At 69.0% G+C, this 14,610-nt stretch carries 13 protein-coding genes, 1 tRNA gene and 1 pseudogene; 10 read left to right on the top strand and 5 right to left on the bottom strand.

Annotation, left to right across the window (positions count from 1 at the left end):
* Nucleotides 1–50 precede the first annotated feature (50 nt).
* From KQ307_RS03215 to KQ307_RS03230, 4 genes and pseudogenes are all read left to right on the top strand, one after another.
* On the top strand, nt 51–686 hold the full coding sequence (locus KQ307_RS03215; protein WP_259703027.1) for a DUF3318 domain-containing protein: 636 nt from the start codon (nt 51–53) through the stop codon (nt 684–686).
* A pseudogene (gene rsfS / locus KQ307_RS03220) lies at nt 679–1,035 on the top strand (ribosome silencing factor); the annotation flags it as partial. The gene KQ307_RS03215 and the pseudogene rsfS, both read left to right, overlap by 8 nt.
* A 31-nt stretch (nt 1,036–1,066) precedes the next feature.
* Nucleotides 1,067–1,570 carry a CGLD27 family protein gene (locus tag KQ307_RS03225; RefSeq protein WP_259703026.1) on the top strand — a complete coding sequence of 168 codons (504 nt, stop codon included), beginning with the start codon at nt 1,067–1,069 and terminating at the stop codon, nt 1,568–1,570.
* A gap of 13 nt (nt 1,571–1,583) precedes the next feature.
* Nucleotides 1,584–2,555 (top strand): asparaginase, encoded by a 972-nt coding sequence (locus KQ307_RS03230; protein ID WP_259703025.1) that lies wholly within the window; start codon nt 1,584–1,586, stop codon nt 2,553–2,555.
* A 17-nt stretch (nt 2,556–2,572) separates the two neighbouring features.
* Here the strand turns inward: KQ307_RS03230 and KQ307_RS03235 are convergent, their stop codons facing one another.
* Nucleotides 2,573–3,607, bottom strand: a complete 1,035-nt coding sequence (locus tag KQ307_RS03235; RefSeq protein ID WP_259703024.1) for a DUF475 domain-containing protein — start codon at nt 3,605–3,607, stop codon at nt 2,573–2,575.
* 109 nt (nt 3,608–3,716) lie between these two features.
* Here KQ307_RS03235 and KQ307_RS03240 point away from each other — a divergent pair.
* Both KQ307_RS03240 and KQ307_RS03245 read left to right on the top strand, forming a co-directional pair.
* A tRNA-Met gene (locus KQ307_RS03240) sits at nt 3,717–3,793 on the top strand.
* 186 nt (nt 3,794–3,979) lie between these two features.
* Nucleotides 3,980–5,656 carry a GMC oxidoreductase gene (locus KQ307_RS03245; protein ID WP_259703036.1) on the top strand — a complete coding sequence of 559 codons (1,677 nt, stop codon included), beginning with the start codon at nt 3,980–3,982 and terminating at the stop codon, nt 5,654–5,656.
* 144 nt (nt 5,657–5,800) lie between these two features.
* Here the strand turns inward: KQ307_RS03245 and KQ307_RS03250 are convergent, their stop codons facing one another.
* The 3 genes from KQ307_RS03250 to KQ307_RS03260 all read right to left on the bottom strand — a co-directional run bounded on the left by KQ307_RS03250 (nt 5,801) and on the right by KQ307_RS03260 (nt 9,689).
* Nucleotides 5,801–6,040 (bottom strand): DUF2811 domain-containing protein, encoded by a 240-nt coding sequence (locus KQ307_RS03250; protein ID WP_259703023.1) that lies wholly within the window; start codon nt 6,038–6,040, stop codon nt 5,801–5,803.
* Between the two features lie 328 nt (nt 6,041–6,368).
* The gene (locus KQ307_RS03255) at nt 6,369–7,547 is read right to left on the bottom strand and encodes a CbiX/SirB N-terminal domain-containing protein (protein WP_259726916.1); all 1,179 of its coding nucleotides are present in this window, start codon (nt 7,545–7,547) and stop codon (nt 6,369–6,371) included.
* A 57-nt stretch (nt 7,548–7,604) separates the two neighbouring features.
* Entirely contained in the window at nt 7,605–9,689 is a 2,085-nt protein-coding gene (locus tag KQ307_RS03260; protein WP_259726917.1) for an HDIG domain-containing metalloprotein, read from the bottom strand.
* 88 nt (nt 9,690–9,777) lie between these two features.
* Between KQ307_RS03260 and folD the strand changes: the two genes are divergently transcribed.
* From folD to KQ307_RS03280, 4 genes are read left to right on the top strand one after another with little or no spacing between them, the layout of a single operon-like run.
* Nucleotides 9,778–10,674, top strand: a complete 897-nt coding sequence (gene folD, locus KQ307_RS03265; protein ID WP_259726918.1) for a bifunctional methylenetetrahydrofolate dehydrogenase/methenyltetrahydrofolate cyclohydrolase FolD — start codon at nt 9,778–9,780, stop codon at nt 10,672–10,674.
* A 52-nt stretch (nt 10,675–10,726) separates the two neighbouring features.
* Nucleotides 10,727–11,629 (top strand): geranylgeranyl diphosphate synthase CrtE, encoded by a 903-nt coding sequence (gene crtE / locus KQ307_RS03270; RefSeq protein WP_259703019.1) that lies wholly within the window; start codon nt 10,727–10,729, stop codon nt 11,627–11,629.
* Nucleotides 11,626–12,159: a divergent PAP2 family protein gene (locus KQ307_RS03275; protein ID WP_259726919.1), complete on the top strand. Its 534-nt coding sequence runs from the start codon at nt 11,626–11,628 to the stop codon at nt 12,157–12,159. Before crtE ends, KQ307_RS03275 begins: the two co-directional genes overlap by 4 nt.
* Nucleotides 12,156–13,610, top strand: a complete 1,455-nt coding sequence (locus KQ307_RS03280) for an ATP-dependent helicase (protein ID WP_259726920.1) — start codon at nt 12,156–12,158, stop codon at nt 13,608–13,610. Before KQ307_RS03275 ends, KQ307_RS03280 begins: the two co-directional genes overlap by 4 nt.
* A 14-nt stretch (nt 13,611–13,624) precedes the next feature.
* Here KQ307_RS03280 and KQ307_RS03285 read toward each other — a convergent pair whose 3' ends face one another.
* Complete coding sequence (locus tag KQ307_RS03285; protein ID WP_259726921.1) at nt 13,625–14,548, bottom strand: SHOCT domain-containing protein; 924 nt, start codon at nt 14,546–14,548, stop codon at nt 13,625–13,627.
* Nucleotides 14,549–14,610 lie beyond the last annotated feature (62 nt).

The following is a 14,610-nucleotide window of genomic DNA, read 5'->3' on the forward strand; positions in this document are numbered from 1 at the left end:
CTGGCCGACCTCGCTAACATGGAAGATCGACAAGACGTTTGATCGGTTTCATGAGCGAACTCCAGCGCCTGAAGGGTCTCCTCCCTCCGGAGATGCAGAGCTGGGTGTTCGTGGAAGCCGCCGCCTCCGCCGACCCTGCCCTGATCACGATCGAGGAGATCGGCCGCGATGAGGTGGAGATCCAGGTGGATCTGGAAACCTGGGATGGCCTGGCCATCGATCACCGCAACCTGCTCTTCTGGCATGAAGTGGGCCGGGTGCAGAACGATGCCGTTCCCCGCGACGGCTGGGAGATGGCCGCCCTGGCGATTGGTCTGGGCGGTGCGATCGGTGAGCTCTGGGTGCAGGACGGCCTGCTGCTGCTGATGGCCATGGGGCTCTCCGGCTTCGCCGGCTACCGGCTCTACCTCAAGAACAATTCCGAGAAGCGTCTGCAGGACGCGATCGCGGCCGATGAACGGGCCATCTCACTGGCCACCCGCTTCGGCTACACCCTCCCCAACGCTTACAAGAGCCTGGGCGGGGCCCTCAAGGAGCTGGTGGAGCAGACCCGCAAGAAGAAAAAGCGCGCCTTCTACGAAGACCGGCTTGAGGCCCTGCGCAAGAGTGCCGAGAAAGCCAGGGCCGAAATGGCCCAGCAGCAGGGCAGCCGTCAGTCCGTCACCAGTGAAAACGTCTATGGATAGCGATCAGCTCGCCCGCCTTGCCGCCGAGGCCTGCGACGACCGCAAGGCGGTGGACATTCAGATGATCCGGGTGGATGCGGTCTCCTCGCTGGCCGACTGGTTCGTGATCTGCTCCGGCCTCTCCGATGTGCAGGTGCGGGCGATCGCCCGCTCGGTCGAAGACCGGCTCGAACTCGAGGCCGCCAGGCTGCCGCGGGGCAAGGAGGGCCAGCGGGAAGGCCACTGGGTGCTGCTCGACTACGGCGAGCTGATCGTCCATGTGCTCACCGCCCGGGACCGCCAGTACTACGACCTCGAAGCGTTCTGGGGGCACGGGGAGAGGGTTCCCTTCGTAGGCTCGGTGCCTGCTCAGACCGCCGAGACCCTTGCCGCGCGCGCCCATGGATCAGGTCTGCCCGTCATCACCCTGTCCGGTGCCGACGAACCAGCGGCCCCTTGAGGAATACCGCCAGCTCCGTGCCTCCTGGTTCTTCACCTGGCCGTCGGTGGCGCCTGCGGGCCTGATCCGCCCTTTGGCCATCTGCTGGCTGATCAGTTTCCCCCTCTGCCTGCTGATCGCCAGCGGTAGCTGGCCGCTCCGCCACAACATCCCCCGCCTGCTGGTCGCCGCGGCTGTTTCCGCCGTGCTGCCGGCGGTGTTTCTGCTGCTGCGCCAGTGGCTGGGCTGGAACTATGTCCACCGGCGTCTGCGCTCGGAGCGGGTGGAGTACGAGGAATCGGGCTGGTACGACGGCCAGGTGTGGGAGAAGCCGCTGGCCTGGCGCCAGCAGGACCTGCTGGTGGCCCTCCATGAGGTGCGGCCTGTGCTGGCCAGGCTTGAGCTGGTCCTGGCGGTTGCCACCGGTCTGATCCTGCTCGGGACTGGGCTCTGCCAGGCTCTTTGAAAACGGCCCGCCGATGACCCTGTCTTCGAGTTTCAGCCCTCCCCAGCGCCCGGGGGTGCCCCCCCTGCAGGTGCAGTTGTTGCGCAATGGCATCACCGAGTCGGTCCACCGGGTGCATGCGGTGGTCTGTGACCAGCGGGGGCGGGTGCTGATGCGGGCTGGCGACCCGCAGATGCTCAGCTTCGTGCGCTCGGCGCTCAAGCCGTTCCAGGCCCAGATGTTCGTGAGCAGTGGCGCCGCCGACCAGACCGGCAGTGGCGACCGTGGTCTGGCGATTGCCTGCTCCTCCCACGCCGGCACCCCTGGCCAGGCCCGCGAAGCCTTCAAGATCCTCTGGAGTGCCGATCTCGAAGCCGATCTGCTGCAGTGCCCGCCCCCCCGGCCGGGGGCCAGCCCGCTGGAGCACAACTGTTCCGGCAAACATGCCGCCTTCCTCGCCACCTGCCGGCGGATGAACTGGGCGCTGGATTCCTACCTGCAGACCGATCACCCCCTGCAGCAGCAGCTGCTCAAAGGGGTGGGGGCCCTGCTGGGTCTGCCCGGTGCCGAGCTGGTCACCGCCCGCGACGACTGTGGCGCCCCGACCCTGCAGATGCAGCTCGCCCAGATGGCCCTGCTCTTCGCCCACCTGGGCGCCTCGGAGCAGCCGGAGCTGGAGCGGCTGAGTCGGGCGATGCTGGCCCATCCCGACCTGGTGGCCGGCGAGGGCCGCTTCGATACCGAACTGATGCGCCACAGCCACGGGTTGGTGGTCAGCAAGGGGGGTGCTGAAGGCATCCAGTGCCTGGCGCGGATGGGCGAAGGGCTTGGTCTGGCGATCAAGGTGGAGGACGGCGCCAGCCGGGCCAAGCAGGCCGTCGCCCTGCACCTGCTCAAGCAGCTCGACTGGCTCACTCCGCTCACCCTCGATGAACTGGGCCAGCAGTTCCTGGTGCCTGGCCCTGGCCTGGCCCTGGCTGTGAAGGGGGAACTGCGCTTCGACTGATTTCGGCTCGACTGATCTCAGCTCGACAGATCTTGCCGGCGGCTGTGGCGGAGCGAATCCCACAGCGAGACGGCCAGCAGCACCACCCCGATCAGGCCGCTGAGCCATTCGGGCACATGCTGCCCCCAGCGGGTGAGCACCACGCCGAGCAGCATCAGCAGCCCCAGGGCGCCGATGGCGTAATGGGCTCCATGCTCCAGGTAGATCAGCTGGTCGAGGGCCCGCTCGCGGCTGAGCATCACCGTGAGACCGCGCACGAACAGGGCGCCGAGGCCCAGGCCGGCCAGGATCAGGGGCAGCTGATTGGTGATCGCGAAGGCCCCGATCGTGCCATCGAGGCTGAAGGAGGCATCGAGCAGTTCCAGGTACACCAGGCTGGCCAGCCCGCCCGAGGCGACGACCCGCCCCATCGCCTCCTCCTCGCCGCCGAAGGCCTGGGCCAGGGAGGTGCTGATGATCTGCAGCACCAGGCCGATCAGACCACTGATCAGCACATCGGCGCGCTGGGGCACCGGCAGCACCAGCGCCACCGCCAGCAGCACCAGCACCGCCAGGGCCGCCTCCAGGGATTCGATCCGTCCCGCCGCGCTGAGCCTCGACTCGATCCGCTGCCACCAGTGCAGGGTCTTGGCCTCATTGAAGAAGTAGCGCAGAAAGACCATCAGCAGGAACATGCCGCCGAACGCCAGGATGCGTGGCTCAGCAAGCTCCAGCAGCTCCTTGTAGTGCTCCGGATGGTGCAGGGCAGCATCCCAGGCCTCGGCCAGGCCCACCCCCCCGGCCAGGGCCACCAGCGCCAGGGGGCCGAGGAAGCGCACACCGAACACCGGGATCACCAGACCCCAGGTCAGGAAGAAGCGCTGCTGGCCGGGTGTGAGCCGCTCCAGCACCCGGGAGTTCACCACGGCGTTGTCGAAGGAGAGGCTGATCTCCAGCACCACCAGCACCAGGGTGATCCAGGCCGCCTGCCAGCCCCGGCTGAACAGGATGGCGCTCAGACCGGCCAGGCAGCAGAGCAGCGGCCACTGGATGTAGGAGAGGTAACGGCGCATGGACGGAGGGAGGCCATTGCCGGAAGGTACCCCTGGCTTATAGGATCACGGAGGTGAAGCCAAGCGGTGTCACCCCAGTCCCCAGGTCCTCAGGCCTGGTAATCCGCGACGCGGGGTAGAGCAGTCTGGTAGCTCGTCGGGCTCATAACCCGAAGGTCAGGAGTTCAAATCTCCTCCCCGCCACCAAATGACAGAAAGCCCGGAGACCAAACGGTTTCCGGGCTTTTTGCCTGGATGGGGTGCCCGGTCCTTGGATGGCTGGTCGTTGGATGGCTGGTCATGGGATGGCTGGTCCTTGGATGACTGGTTCAGGGTGCCCGCACTGGTTGCTTGGATGGGTGGATCGAATCGGTGGACCTGGATCGCCCGGAGATGACGGCCAGCCAGCAGGATGATCTCTCCGGCTTCGACGCGATCGTGGTCGGCTCCGGTGCCACCGGTGGGGTGGCCGCCATGGTGCTGGCCGATGCGGGGCTGAGCGTGCTGGTGCTGGAGGCCGGCCCTGATCTGGCAGCGGCGCGGGCGATCGGCAGCGAACCGCTCAACATGCTGCGCCGGCTCAGCCGGCTCAGCAGCGGAGCGCAACGGCTCCAGGCCCAGCACCCCGGCTACTGGAAGGCGAATCCCGATCTGTTCGTCGATGAAGGCCAGAATCCCTACACCACCCCGCCCGGTAGACCCTTCCTCTGGAGCCGGGGTCGCCAGGTGGGCGGCAAGAGCCTCACCTGGGGTGGCATCACCCTGCGCCTCTCCGATTTCGAGTTCCAGGCGGGCGAGCGCGACGGCCTCGGACCCAGCTGGCCGATCGGCACTGCCGATCTCGCCCCCTATTACGGACGGCTGGAGCGGTTGCTCGGCGTGCATGGCCAGCGGGATGGTCTGGCCCAGCTGCCGGACGGGGACTATCTGGATCCCTATCCCTTCACCCCGGCGGAGCGGCATCTGCGCCGCTCGATCGCGGCGGAGCTCGACCTGCCGCTGATCCATTCGCGGGGCTTCGCCCTCGGCCGCCGCAGCGCCGATCAGCCCTGGCCGCGCTCCAGCTCCCAGGCCGGCGCCCTGGGCCGCGCCCTGGCCACCGGTCGGGTGACCGTGCGCGCCAACGCCGTGGTCAGCCATGTGGAGCTGGCCGGCGGCGCCGGAAGCGGCCAGGACCGGGCCCGGGCCGTGATCTTCGTGGAGCGGCTCAGCGGCCAGCGGCGGCGGGCGGCGGCGGGTCTGGTGGTGCTCTGCGCCTCCAGTCTGGAATCGGTGCGGATCCTGCTGCACTCCAGCGCCGAGCATCAGACCGGCGGGCTCGAGGATCCCTCCGGCTGCCTGGGCCGCTACCTGATGGATCACATTTCCAGCTGTCGCTTCTTCGCGATCCCGGACCAGCCCGCCCCCAGCCCGCCCGCCGAACTCTCCGCCGCCGGCAGCGCCTTCATCCCCAACACGCTCAACCTGGGGGATGGGGATGGCCTGCCTTTTCAGCGGGGTTACGGGATCTGGGCGGGGGTGCAGCGCTTCGACCCCCCCAACCTGCTCAAGCGCCGTCGCCAGGAGGCGGTCGGCTTTCTGATCGGCCACGGTGAGGTGCTCCCCGAGGCCCACAACCGGCTCACGCTCAACAGCGGGGCCGTGGATGCCTGGGGTCTGCCCACCCCCCACATCGACTGCCGCTGGGGAGAGAACGAGACCCGCCTGGTGGAGCACATGCAGGCGCGGATGGCGGCGGTGGTGGCGGCGGCCGGTGGGCGGATCGCGCCCCTCGAAGACCTGTTTCTGGTTCCGCTGGCTGAACCCCTGCTGCGCCGGGCCGTGGCCCTCTCCGATGGGGCGCCTCCCCCCGGCTATTACATCCACGAGCTGGGTGGTGCCCGCATGGCGGCGGCGCCGGAGCAAGGGGTGCTCGACCGCTGGAACCGCTGCTGGCAGGCCCCCAACCTGCTGGTCACCGATGGGGCCTGCTGGCCCAGCTCCGGCTGGCAGAGCCCGACCCTCACCGAGATGGCGATCACCTGGAGGGCGTGTGAGCGGGCGGCGGCGGACCTTGTGAGCGGCTCCTGACGGGGGAGAACTTCTGGTGTCAATGACCACAACCGGCCAGGCAGGCCCGCCGCACAATCTGCTGGCGACCTTTCACAGGGTCGGGCAAGGGAGAAACCAAAGCGGAGGCGTTGCGTCTCCGCTTTTTTTTGGGCCGGCGTCTGCTCAGCCCTGGTCACGGCGCAGGAACAGGCCGTTCAGATAGTGCTGAGTCACATTGCGGTCGGTGCAGCCGTTCTGGAACAGGAAGCTCGCCAGGGCCGAGCTCACCAGCCGGTATTGGTCCCAGTGGGGATGGCACTGGATGAAATCGCGCATGCCGTTGAAGAGCACCTCGGGAATTTCCGCCTCCAGGCTCACCAGCTCCGCCAGCTCGACCCCCTCCCGTCCGGGACCTTGATCCAAACCGTTGCTCAAGAGCCAGCTCTGCGTTGTGGAGCCCCAAGGAAGCCACACACCAGGGGTCGCCGTCAAAGCGGGGCATCTCAGCCAAACCCACCCGGCCCCGCCTTGAGACAGCCAGGCTCCGGAACCGTTCTGGCCGGAGCCGGTGGATCGGAGCCGGCTGCCAAAGGCCTGGCTTCTGCTTGTCAAGTTCCGGCTGGAGAATCCAGCACAATCCCCAGGAAACGCGCTTTGACGCGGGATCAAGCGGTCTGAGCTGTGGAAAAACCCCCCTTTCGCTGTGGAAAAACCCGGTTGCCTGGGGAAATCAAGCGGCGATCAGCAGGGCTTATCTGTCGCTTGTCTCTTGGGACTCGGCGGCAGGCGAGACGGCTGCGCCGCCGGTTGTGAGGGTGCGGGGACCCAGCGGATGGTCGGCCTGGGGATAGGGAGCGTGGGAGTGGGAGTGGCCGGGGCCATGGCTGTGAGCCGGGCCGTGGTCATGGCTCTGGCTGTGGTCGTGGCTGTGGTCGTGGGCCTGGTGTCCCAGGGGGATCGGGATGCCATCGGGCTGGCAGGCACCGGTGCACTCCCGCTCGCAGAGGGTGCAGCCCTCGATCAACCCCTCGACATGGTGGTGGTGGCTCTGCTGGGGCGCTCCCACTTCGGTCTCGAAGCCGAGCACCTGGGCCCGGTACTTGCAGAGTGAGCAGTTCATCTGGGTGTCGCCCCGCACCACCTCCGCCACCCGCTCCCGGAAGGTGTCGATCACCAGGGGGTGATCGCCCAGGTAGGAGGCTTCGATGAACTCCAGGGCGGGGTGATCGGCCGCCACCCGCTCGGTGTGCTGCCGGATGCGGCTCACCAGCACGCCGGAGAACAGGAAATAGGGGAACACCACCACCCGCCGGAAGCCGAGTCTGACGACATGGCGCAGGCCCGGCTCCACCAGGGGGAAGGTGACGCCGGAATAGAGCGTTTCCCCCCAGCCGAAGCCCATCCCCTCCACCAGCATCCGCGTCACCTTCGAGACATTGGAGTTGGCATCGGGATCGGAGGAACCCCGGCCCACCACCACCAGCACGGCGTCATGCAGGTTGGCCTCCTTCGCCGCGGTGCGCGCCAGGGCTTCGCGGATCCGGGCGGCGGCGGCCTGGATCATCTTGAGGTCGATGCCCAGTTCGCGGCCGTAGTCGATCCGCAGGCCGGTTTCGGCGGCGTAGGTGTTGAGCACCGAGGGGATGTCGTTCTTGGCGTGGCCGGCGGCGAACAGCATTCCCGGCACGGCCAGCACCTGGTTCACCCCTTGCTGCCGCAAGCGTTCAAGGCCGTCGCGGAGGATGGGGCGGGCGAACTCCAGGTAGCCGTACTCCACCGGCAGCTCCGGCAGGCGCAGGCGCAGTCCCTCAGCGAGCTGGGCGAATTCGCTCACCGCCTGGCGGTTGCGACTGCCGTGGCCGCAGATCATCACACCAAGGCGTGGATCGGTGTCTGACCCAGCTGAAGCGAGAGGTGGGGAAAACACCATGGGCAAACCTGTCTGGGGGGACCCTATCGCTCTGTGTCGGGGCTGAGCCTGTTCCGCTCAGGCGCTGTAGGCCTTGCGGGCCGGAATCGGATAGGGGATTCGCCGGTGCCGCATCCGTTTCCAGACCCGCACGAAGGCCCGGATCACCAGCTCGAGTTCGCCGCGGCTGAGCCCGCTGTCGATCAGCTGGCCATCCAGGCGCCGGGCGTCGATCAGGCGCCGCACCATCGCACTGGCCTCGGCCTCGGTGGTGCCTGGAGGCAGCGAGCGCAGGGCGGCCTCGCAGCCATCGGCCAGCATCAGGATGGCGGTTTCCCGTCGTTGCGGCCTCGGCCCCCGGTAGCGGAAGCGCTCTTCCGGCGTGGCGGGATCGCGCTCCCGGGCCTGGTGGAAGAAGTACCCCATCCGCAGGGTGCCCTGATGTTCGGGGATGAAATCGGCCAGAGGGCGGGGCAGGCGGTGCTGCCGGGCCAGCTTGATCCCCTCATCCACGTGGGCCTGCAGGACGGCGGCGCTGCCGAAGGGATCATCGAGCAGATCGTGGGGATTGGCTCCTTCCGACTGGTTCTCGATGAACCACTCCGGTGCGTGCAGCTTGCCGACATCGTGATAGAGGGAGCCGGTGCGGATCAGGTCCACATCGGCGTGGATCGCTCGGGCCCCCTCCTCGGCCAGACCGCAGATCATCAGGGTGTGCTCGAACGTGCCGGGGGCTTCCAGCGAAAGCCGCCGCAACAGGGGGCGCTGCAGATCGGCCAGTTCGAGCAGGCGAGCCTGGGTGATCAGACCGAAGAAGCTCTCCACCAGCGGGCTGAGCAGCAGGCCGGCCATCAGCAGACCGCCCATCAGCACGGCTTCCGCCACCAGCTCCCCGCCGCTCGGCGGCAGGCGGGTGCGGCCATGCATCAGGGCCACCGCCTGGACGGTGAGCCACTGCAGCACCAGGGCACCACTGGGCAGCAGGATCGCGAGCTGCACCAGCTGGGCCCGGCTGCGTTGCCGTCCGGCCAGCACCGCCGCCACCACCGCCACCACCGCTGCCACGATCAGCCGCACCTCGCTGTAGTCGTCGAGGGGCTCCGGCCAGAGCAGGCTGGCCGCCGCCAGCCAGGCCAGGCCGGCGTTGGTGCCCAACCCCTGGGCCAGCAGCAGGGTGGCGGGAACCAGCAGGGCGAGCGGGCTGGCGGTGTTGCCCAGCCAGAGCTTGAACCCCTGCACCACCAGCAGCATGCCCAGCACCATCAGGGCCTGGCGCGGTTCGAGGTTGGTGCGGCGGCGGCGGGTGATCAGCACCACCAGGAGGGCGGCGGCCAGGGCTTCGAGGAAATGGGCCAGCCAGGCCCTCAGCAGGGGTCGCCGGTCGACCATGCCGAAGTAATCGAGAACGTCGTAGGCCTGGGGACTGATCGGTTCCCCCTGCCGGGTGATCAGGTCGCCTTGGTTCACCCGGATGCGGGGAATGCCCTGCTGGTTGAGCAGCTCTTCGATCAACCGCTGGCTGAGGCCGGCATCGTTGCGCAGATTGGTGCGGCCCTGCAGATTCACCGCCAGCAGGCGGCTGCCGAGACGAAGCCCCGGTTCCGGCAGTCCGGCCAGCTGCAGCCTGGCGGCTTTCTCAAGCTGGTGTCTCGCCACACTCCCCACCACCCCCTGGCTGAGCATCCGCTGCTGGGCCTGCCGGAGTTTCTGGTTCCAGGCGACGCGCTGGTCGTTGGTCTGGCCGATCAGCCAGGCCTGCTCGGCCGCCGAAAGATTGAGCGGTGCGACCCGGTCCTGGGCGGTGCCCGCCACCAGCTCCAGTTCCTGGAGCTGGCGCTCCAGCCGCTGCCTCAGCTCCAGATTGGCCTGGGGGTCCACCACCTGAACGGTGGTGCGGGTGCCCAGCTGGGAGCGACGTTGCTCAAGGGCCTCGCTGTCGAGGACGGTGGCGGAGCTGGGGGCCTGGGCACTGAACGGGGCGGGAATGCCGGGCCGCAGGATCGGCTCCACCAGCCAGGGCCAGCTGGAGAGCAGGGCCACCAGACAGCAGGCCAGCAGCACGGCCAGCCAGTCACGCCGTCGCCAGCAGTAGAGGGCCTGGCGCGGCGATTCGCGGCGCAGCCATTGCCTCCAGAGTTGTTTGGCGCGGGCGAAGCGCAGCACCGTTTTCGCATCTGAGCCTCAAAACGCTAGCGAGGCCGCCGGCGCCGACTGGTTCCATGCTGGGGGCAGCTCTGTGGACGCCGAAACGATGGCCCTGTCCCTTGATGGTCGCCGCCTGGCGGCGGAAGTGGAAGAGCGGCTCGCGGCGGTGATCAGCGGCAGGCTGGTCCGGGCGGGCCGCCCCCCCGGGCTGGCGGTGTTGCGGGTGGGCGATGACCCGGCCAGCGGGGTGTACGTGGCCAACAAGGAAAAGGCCTGCCGGCGGGTGGGGATCACCAACCAGGGCGATCACCTGCCGGCGGACACCACGCCGGAGCAGCTGCTCGCTGCGATCGAGCGGCTCAACGCCGACCCCGATGTGGATGGAATCCTGCTGCAGCTCCCCTTGCCGGCCGGCCTTGACGAGGGGCCGTTGCTGGCGGCGATCGACCCGGACAAGGACGCCGACGGCCTCCACAGCCTCAACCTCGGCCGACTGCTCAAGGGGGAGCCCGGCCCGCGCAGCTGCACCCCGGCCGGGGTGATGGCCCTGCTGCGTCGGGCCGGGATTCCCCTGGAGGGCCGCCGGGCCGTGGTGGTGGGGCGCAGCATCCTGGTGGGCAAGCCGATGGCGCTGATGCTCCAGGCGGCCAACGCCACCGTGACAGTGGCCCACTCCCGCAGCCGTGACCTGGCCGCCCTCACCCGCACGGCGGAGCTGCTGGTGGTGGCGGCGGGTCGTCCGCGCCTGATCGGTGCCGAGCACGTGGCCCCTGGCGCCGTGGTGGTGGATGTGGGCATCCACCGCCGCCCCGAGGGGGGTCTCTGCGGAGATGTGCGCTACGAGGAGGTGGAGCCGATCGCGGCGGCGATCACGCCGGTACCCGGTGGTGTCGGACCGATGACGGTGACCATGCTGCTGGTGAACACCGTGGTGGCCTGGTGCGCCCACACCACCCCTGCGGGCGCTCCACTTGACAATCCGTTGGCGGATCTGCTGCCCTGAGCCCACCGGAGCCCATCGGCCTGAGAGAATCCCGCCCAGCGCGCTGGTTCCCATGGCCGTGACGGTGAGCACGACCTTTGATTTCGCCGCCTACCTCGAGGCGGCCCGCCGGCGGGTGGAAGTGGCCCTTGATGGCTCGCTGGCTGCCGAGCGGCCGGAATCGCTGCGGGAGGCGATGCGCTACTCCCTGCTGGCCGGCGGCAAGCGGCTGCGGCCGATCCTCTGCCTGGCGGCCTGCGAGCTGGCCGGGGGCGATTCCTCCCTGGCGATGCCGACGGCAGTGGCCCTGGAGATGGTCCACACCATGTCGCTGATCCATGACGACCTGCCGGCCATGGACAACGACGACCTGCGCCGCGGACGCCCCACCAACCACAAGGTGTTCGGCGAAGCCAATGCCATCCTTGCCGGCGACGCCCTGCTGACGCGTGCCTTCGAGATGGTGGCGTTGCGCAGCCCGGGTGTGGCGGCGGAGCGGCTGATCCAGGTGGTGGGGGAGCTTTCCCTGGCCGCCGGCGCGCCCGGGCTGGTGGGTGGCCAGGTGGTGGACCTGGAATGCGAGGCCAAGCAGGTCGACCTCGATACCCTCGAATACATCCACCTCCACAAGACCGGCGCCCTGCTGCGGGCCTGTGTGCTCAGCGGTGCCCTGATCGCCGGCGCCCCCGACGATCTGCTGGGTGCCTTGCGCACCTACGCTCGCGGCATCGGCCTGGCCTTCCAGATCATCGACGACATCCTTGATCTCACCGCCAGCAGTGAAGTGCTCGGCAAGACCGCCGGCAAGGATCTGGCCGCCGACAAGACCACCTATCCCAAGCTGCTGGGCCTGGCGGAATCCCGCCGCCGCGCCGATGCCCTGGTGAGCGAGGCCAAGGCGGTGCTGCAGCCCTGGCAGGCCCAGGCCCAGCCCCTGCTTGCCCTGGCCGACTACATCACCAGCCGCGACCGATGAACGCCTTGCATCAGTTGCTCGCCAATGGCGTGCTGGCCTGGGCTCTGGCCGCCTGCGGCGTGGCCCAGTTCGGCAAGTTGCTGGTGGAGCTGGTCCGGCACCGCCGCTGGCGGCCGGCGGTGCTGGTGGAAACCGGCGGGATGCCATCGAGCCATTCCGCCCTGGTGACGGGCGCGGCGGCCGGGATCGGCTGGGTCATGGGCTTCGATGATCCGCTGTTCGCCTTCGCCGGCACGATCGCCTTCGTGGTCATGTACGACGCCAGCGGCGTCCGCCAGGCCGCCGGCCTGCAGGCACGCCGGCTGAACAGCCTGCCGCCCCAGCTCTGGCGGGAAGCGAGTGGAGCGGCAGCCGCCACCCAGCCCCAGCCGGAGCCCCAGCCGCAGCCCCTCAAGGAGAGCCTGGGCCACACCCGCCTGGAAGTGCTGGTGGGCAGCCTGATCGGTCCGGCGGTCGCCCTCAGCGGCCTCGCCCTGGCGGGCTCCCCCCTGCAGATCGCCCAGGGCCTGGGCTGGCTGCCGGCAGGGTGAGCGGGCCGGGCTTTGGAGCCGCGGTCTGCCTCACCGCCGGCCAGCAGCAAGCGGTGGAGGCCTTCGCCGCCTGGCTGGGTGACCCGGCCCAGCGGGGTGTCCCCTTCGTGCTGAGCGGCTATGCCGGCACGGGAAAAACCTTCCTCTCGATGGCCTTTCTGGCCAGGGTGGAGGCCGATGGCCTCTGCTGGACGGTGGTGGCTCCCACCCACAAGGCCGTCGGGGTGCTGCGCCACTCCCTCAACCTGGCCGGCCTGCGGCCCACCTGGCATCCATCCACCCTGCACCGGCTGCTGCGTCTCAAGCTGCGCCGCGAAGGGGGGCGGGAGGTGTGTGAAGAAACCGGCCAGACGGCGCTGGCCCTGGAGCATCTCGGCCTGGTGCTGATCGATGAGGCCTCGATGGTGGATGCGGCTCTGCTGCAGATCGCCCTGCAGGGCGCCCATCCCTATGGCACCCGCCTGGTGTTCGTGGGAGATCCGGCCCAGCTGCCTCCGGTCGGGGCCCCCTCCAGCCCCGTGTTCGACCTGCAGCGGGCCTGCTGCTGTTGTCTCACCGAGGTGGTGCGCCACCAGGGCCCGGTGCTGCGCCTGGCCACCGGTCTGCGGGAGCAGCGCCTGCCCTGTCGCCTGCCGCCCCTGCTGGCGCCGGTCCGCGAACCGGAGGGGGAGGTGGTGCTCACGGGCCGCGCCGACTGGCTGAAGGCTGCCCAGGCGGCCCTGCGCCGGGCCGCCGAGTGCGACAACCCCGACCAGGCCCGCATCCTCTGCTACACCAACCGTTCCCTGGAGCAGCTGGTGCCCCTGGCCCGCCGCGCCATCCATGGCGAGCTGGCCGATCAGCTGGCGGTGCTGCCGGGTGAGGTGCTGCTCACCCGGATGGCGGTGATGGCGCCGGCCTGCCCGAGGGGGGAGGAGTGCGGCGAGGAACCCGACCTGGTGCTGGCCTCCAACCGGGAGCTGGTGGTGCGGGATGTGACACCGGAGCGCTGTGACCTGGCCGACTTCGGCGTCAGCGATGGCGCCGTGATCGACACCCAGCTGGTGGAGGTGGAGAGCGGTGATGCCCAGCTGGCCCTGAGGCTGCTGCCACCAGCGGGATCGGCGGGACGCCGTCAGCTGGAGGAGGTGCTGGCCCGGCTGCGCGGCCAGGCCCTCGCGGCCGGCAAGCAGAACGGTCGCTCCCTCTGGCGCCGTTACTTCCTGGTGCGTGATGCCTTCGCCTCGCTCGGCCCGGCGGCGGTGCTCACCGTGCACCGCAGCCAGGGCAGCACGTTCGGTGAGGTGTTCATCGATGCCGATGTGTTCTGGCCCGGCGATCTGCTGCTGCGCCGCCAGCTGGTTTACGTGGCGGTCAGCCGCGCCCGCACGGCGGTGTGGATGGTGGCGGGAGGGGGCAGCGAAGCCGAGCGGCGCCTCTGGCAGGGGGAACTGGCAGGGGAAGCTGATTAGCCCTGGGCCAGGGCCTAAAGGCGGCTGAGCAGCTCGGCCTTCTTGGCGGCGAATTCCTCCTCGGTGAGGATGCCCTTCTGCATAAGCTCCCCGAGCCGCTCGAGGGTGGCGAACACATCGGTGCCATTGGCTGGGGGAGCGGATGCGGGCCTTGCCGCAACGGCTGTTGGCTCTGCAACAGCCGCTCGCCCGCCGACGGACTGGGTCGCCTGGGGGGCCGGTGCTGCCGGGGTGCCCAGCGCAGTGAGGTTGAGGTGGGCGAGGCTGATGTTGCCTTCGCCCGTGCTGAACATCAGCCCGCCTCCGGAGGACTGCTGTTGGGAGGAGATGCCGGCGATCTGGTGGCCACTGGTGTCGTAGACGCTGACGTGGCCGTTGACCTCCACCGCCAGCCGCCCGGCTGCTGGAAAGTAGGCGTAGCGAACGTCGTTCTGGGCGCCGCTGGAGCTGGGTGCTCCCAGTTCGGCGGGCCACCAGGTGTCGCGGGGATCGGGAGTGAACAGCGCGCCGGAACCAAAGCTCATCGGCCGCAGCGGCGCCATGCCGCCGTTCACCTGCATCTGCTGGCCACCGCCGCTGGATTGCTGCTGCAGGCCGGCGCCACCCACCAGCATCTGCTGAGCGCCGCCGCTCTGGCTCTGGGACTGGAAGCTTCCGCGCGGGAAAAGTTCAGGCTGGCTGGAGATCGCTGTGGAGAGGTCTTGACAGAGCCCGTCAACGCGTGCCTTGAGCCCGTGGTTGAACATGTCCCCGAGCATCATCATGCCGCCGTTCATCCATTGGCCGGAGCCGGCGAATTCCGGGTGGTTGAACTGGGCCATGCCGCCACGCCCCTTGAGCAGGGCAAAGGCCATGTGCAGCACGGCGTCCTGGCTGAATCCATACCTCTGGGCCAGGTCGTTGACGACCTCAAGCCCTGCGGCCGTGAGTTTTTCCATTGCGATCTGTGTTTGCGGAGCGATGTCCGTGGCGTGTGTGGGACGCAGTTCCTGCCGGAGAT

The organism is Synechococcus sp. CS-1326 (genome assembly GCF_025128115.1).
Classification (GTDB): domain Bacteria; phylum Cyanobacteriota; class Cyanobacteriia; order PCC-6307; family Cyanobiaceae; genus Regnicoccus.

Coding starts and splice junctions, on each gene's coding strand:
- KQ307_RS03285 (WP_259726921.1), bottom strand. CDS start 14,548: ATGGAAAAACTCACGGCCGCAGGGCTTGAGGTCGTCAACGACCTGGCC.
- crtE (WP_259703019.1), top strand. CDS start 10,727: ATGGCCGTGACGGTGAGCACGACCTTTGATTTCGCCGCCTACCTCGAG.
- KQ307_RS03225 (WP_259703026.1), top strand. CDS start 1,067: ATGGATCAGGTCTGCCCGTCATCACCCTGTCCGGTGCCGACGAACCAG.
- KQ307_RS03255 (WP_259726916.1), bottom strand. CDS start 7,547: ATGGTGTTTTCCCCACCTCTCGCTTCAGCTGGGTCAGACACCGATCCA.
- KQ307_RS03215 (WP_259703027.1), top strand. CDS start 51: ATGAGCGAACTCCAGCGCCTGAAGGGTCTCCTCCCTCCGGAGATGCAG.
- folD (WP_259726918.1), top strand. CDS start 9,778: ATGGCCCTGTCCCTTGATGGTCGCCGCCTGGCGGCGGAAGTGGAAGAG.
- KQ307_RS03230 (WP_259703025.1), top strand. CDS start 1,584: ATGACCCTGTCTTCGAGTTTCAGCCCTCCCCAGCGCCCGGGGGTGCCC.
- KQ307_RS03275 (WP_259726919.1), top strand. CDS start 11,626: ATGAACGCCTTGCATCAGTTGCTCGCCAATGGCGTGCTGGCCTGGGCT.
- KQ307_RS03245 (WP_259703036.1), top strand. CDS start 3,980: ATGACGGCCAGCCAGCAGGATGATCTCTCCGGCTTCGACGCGATCGTG.
- KQ307_RS03235 (WP_259703024.1), bottom strand. CDS start 3,607: ATGCGCCGTTACCTCTCCTACATCCAGTGGCCGCTGCTCTGCTGCCTG.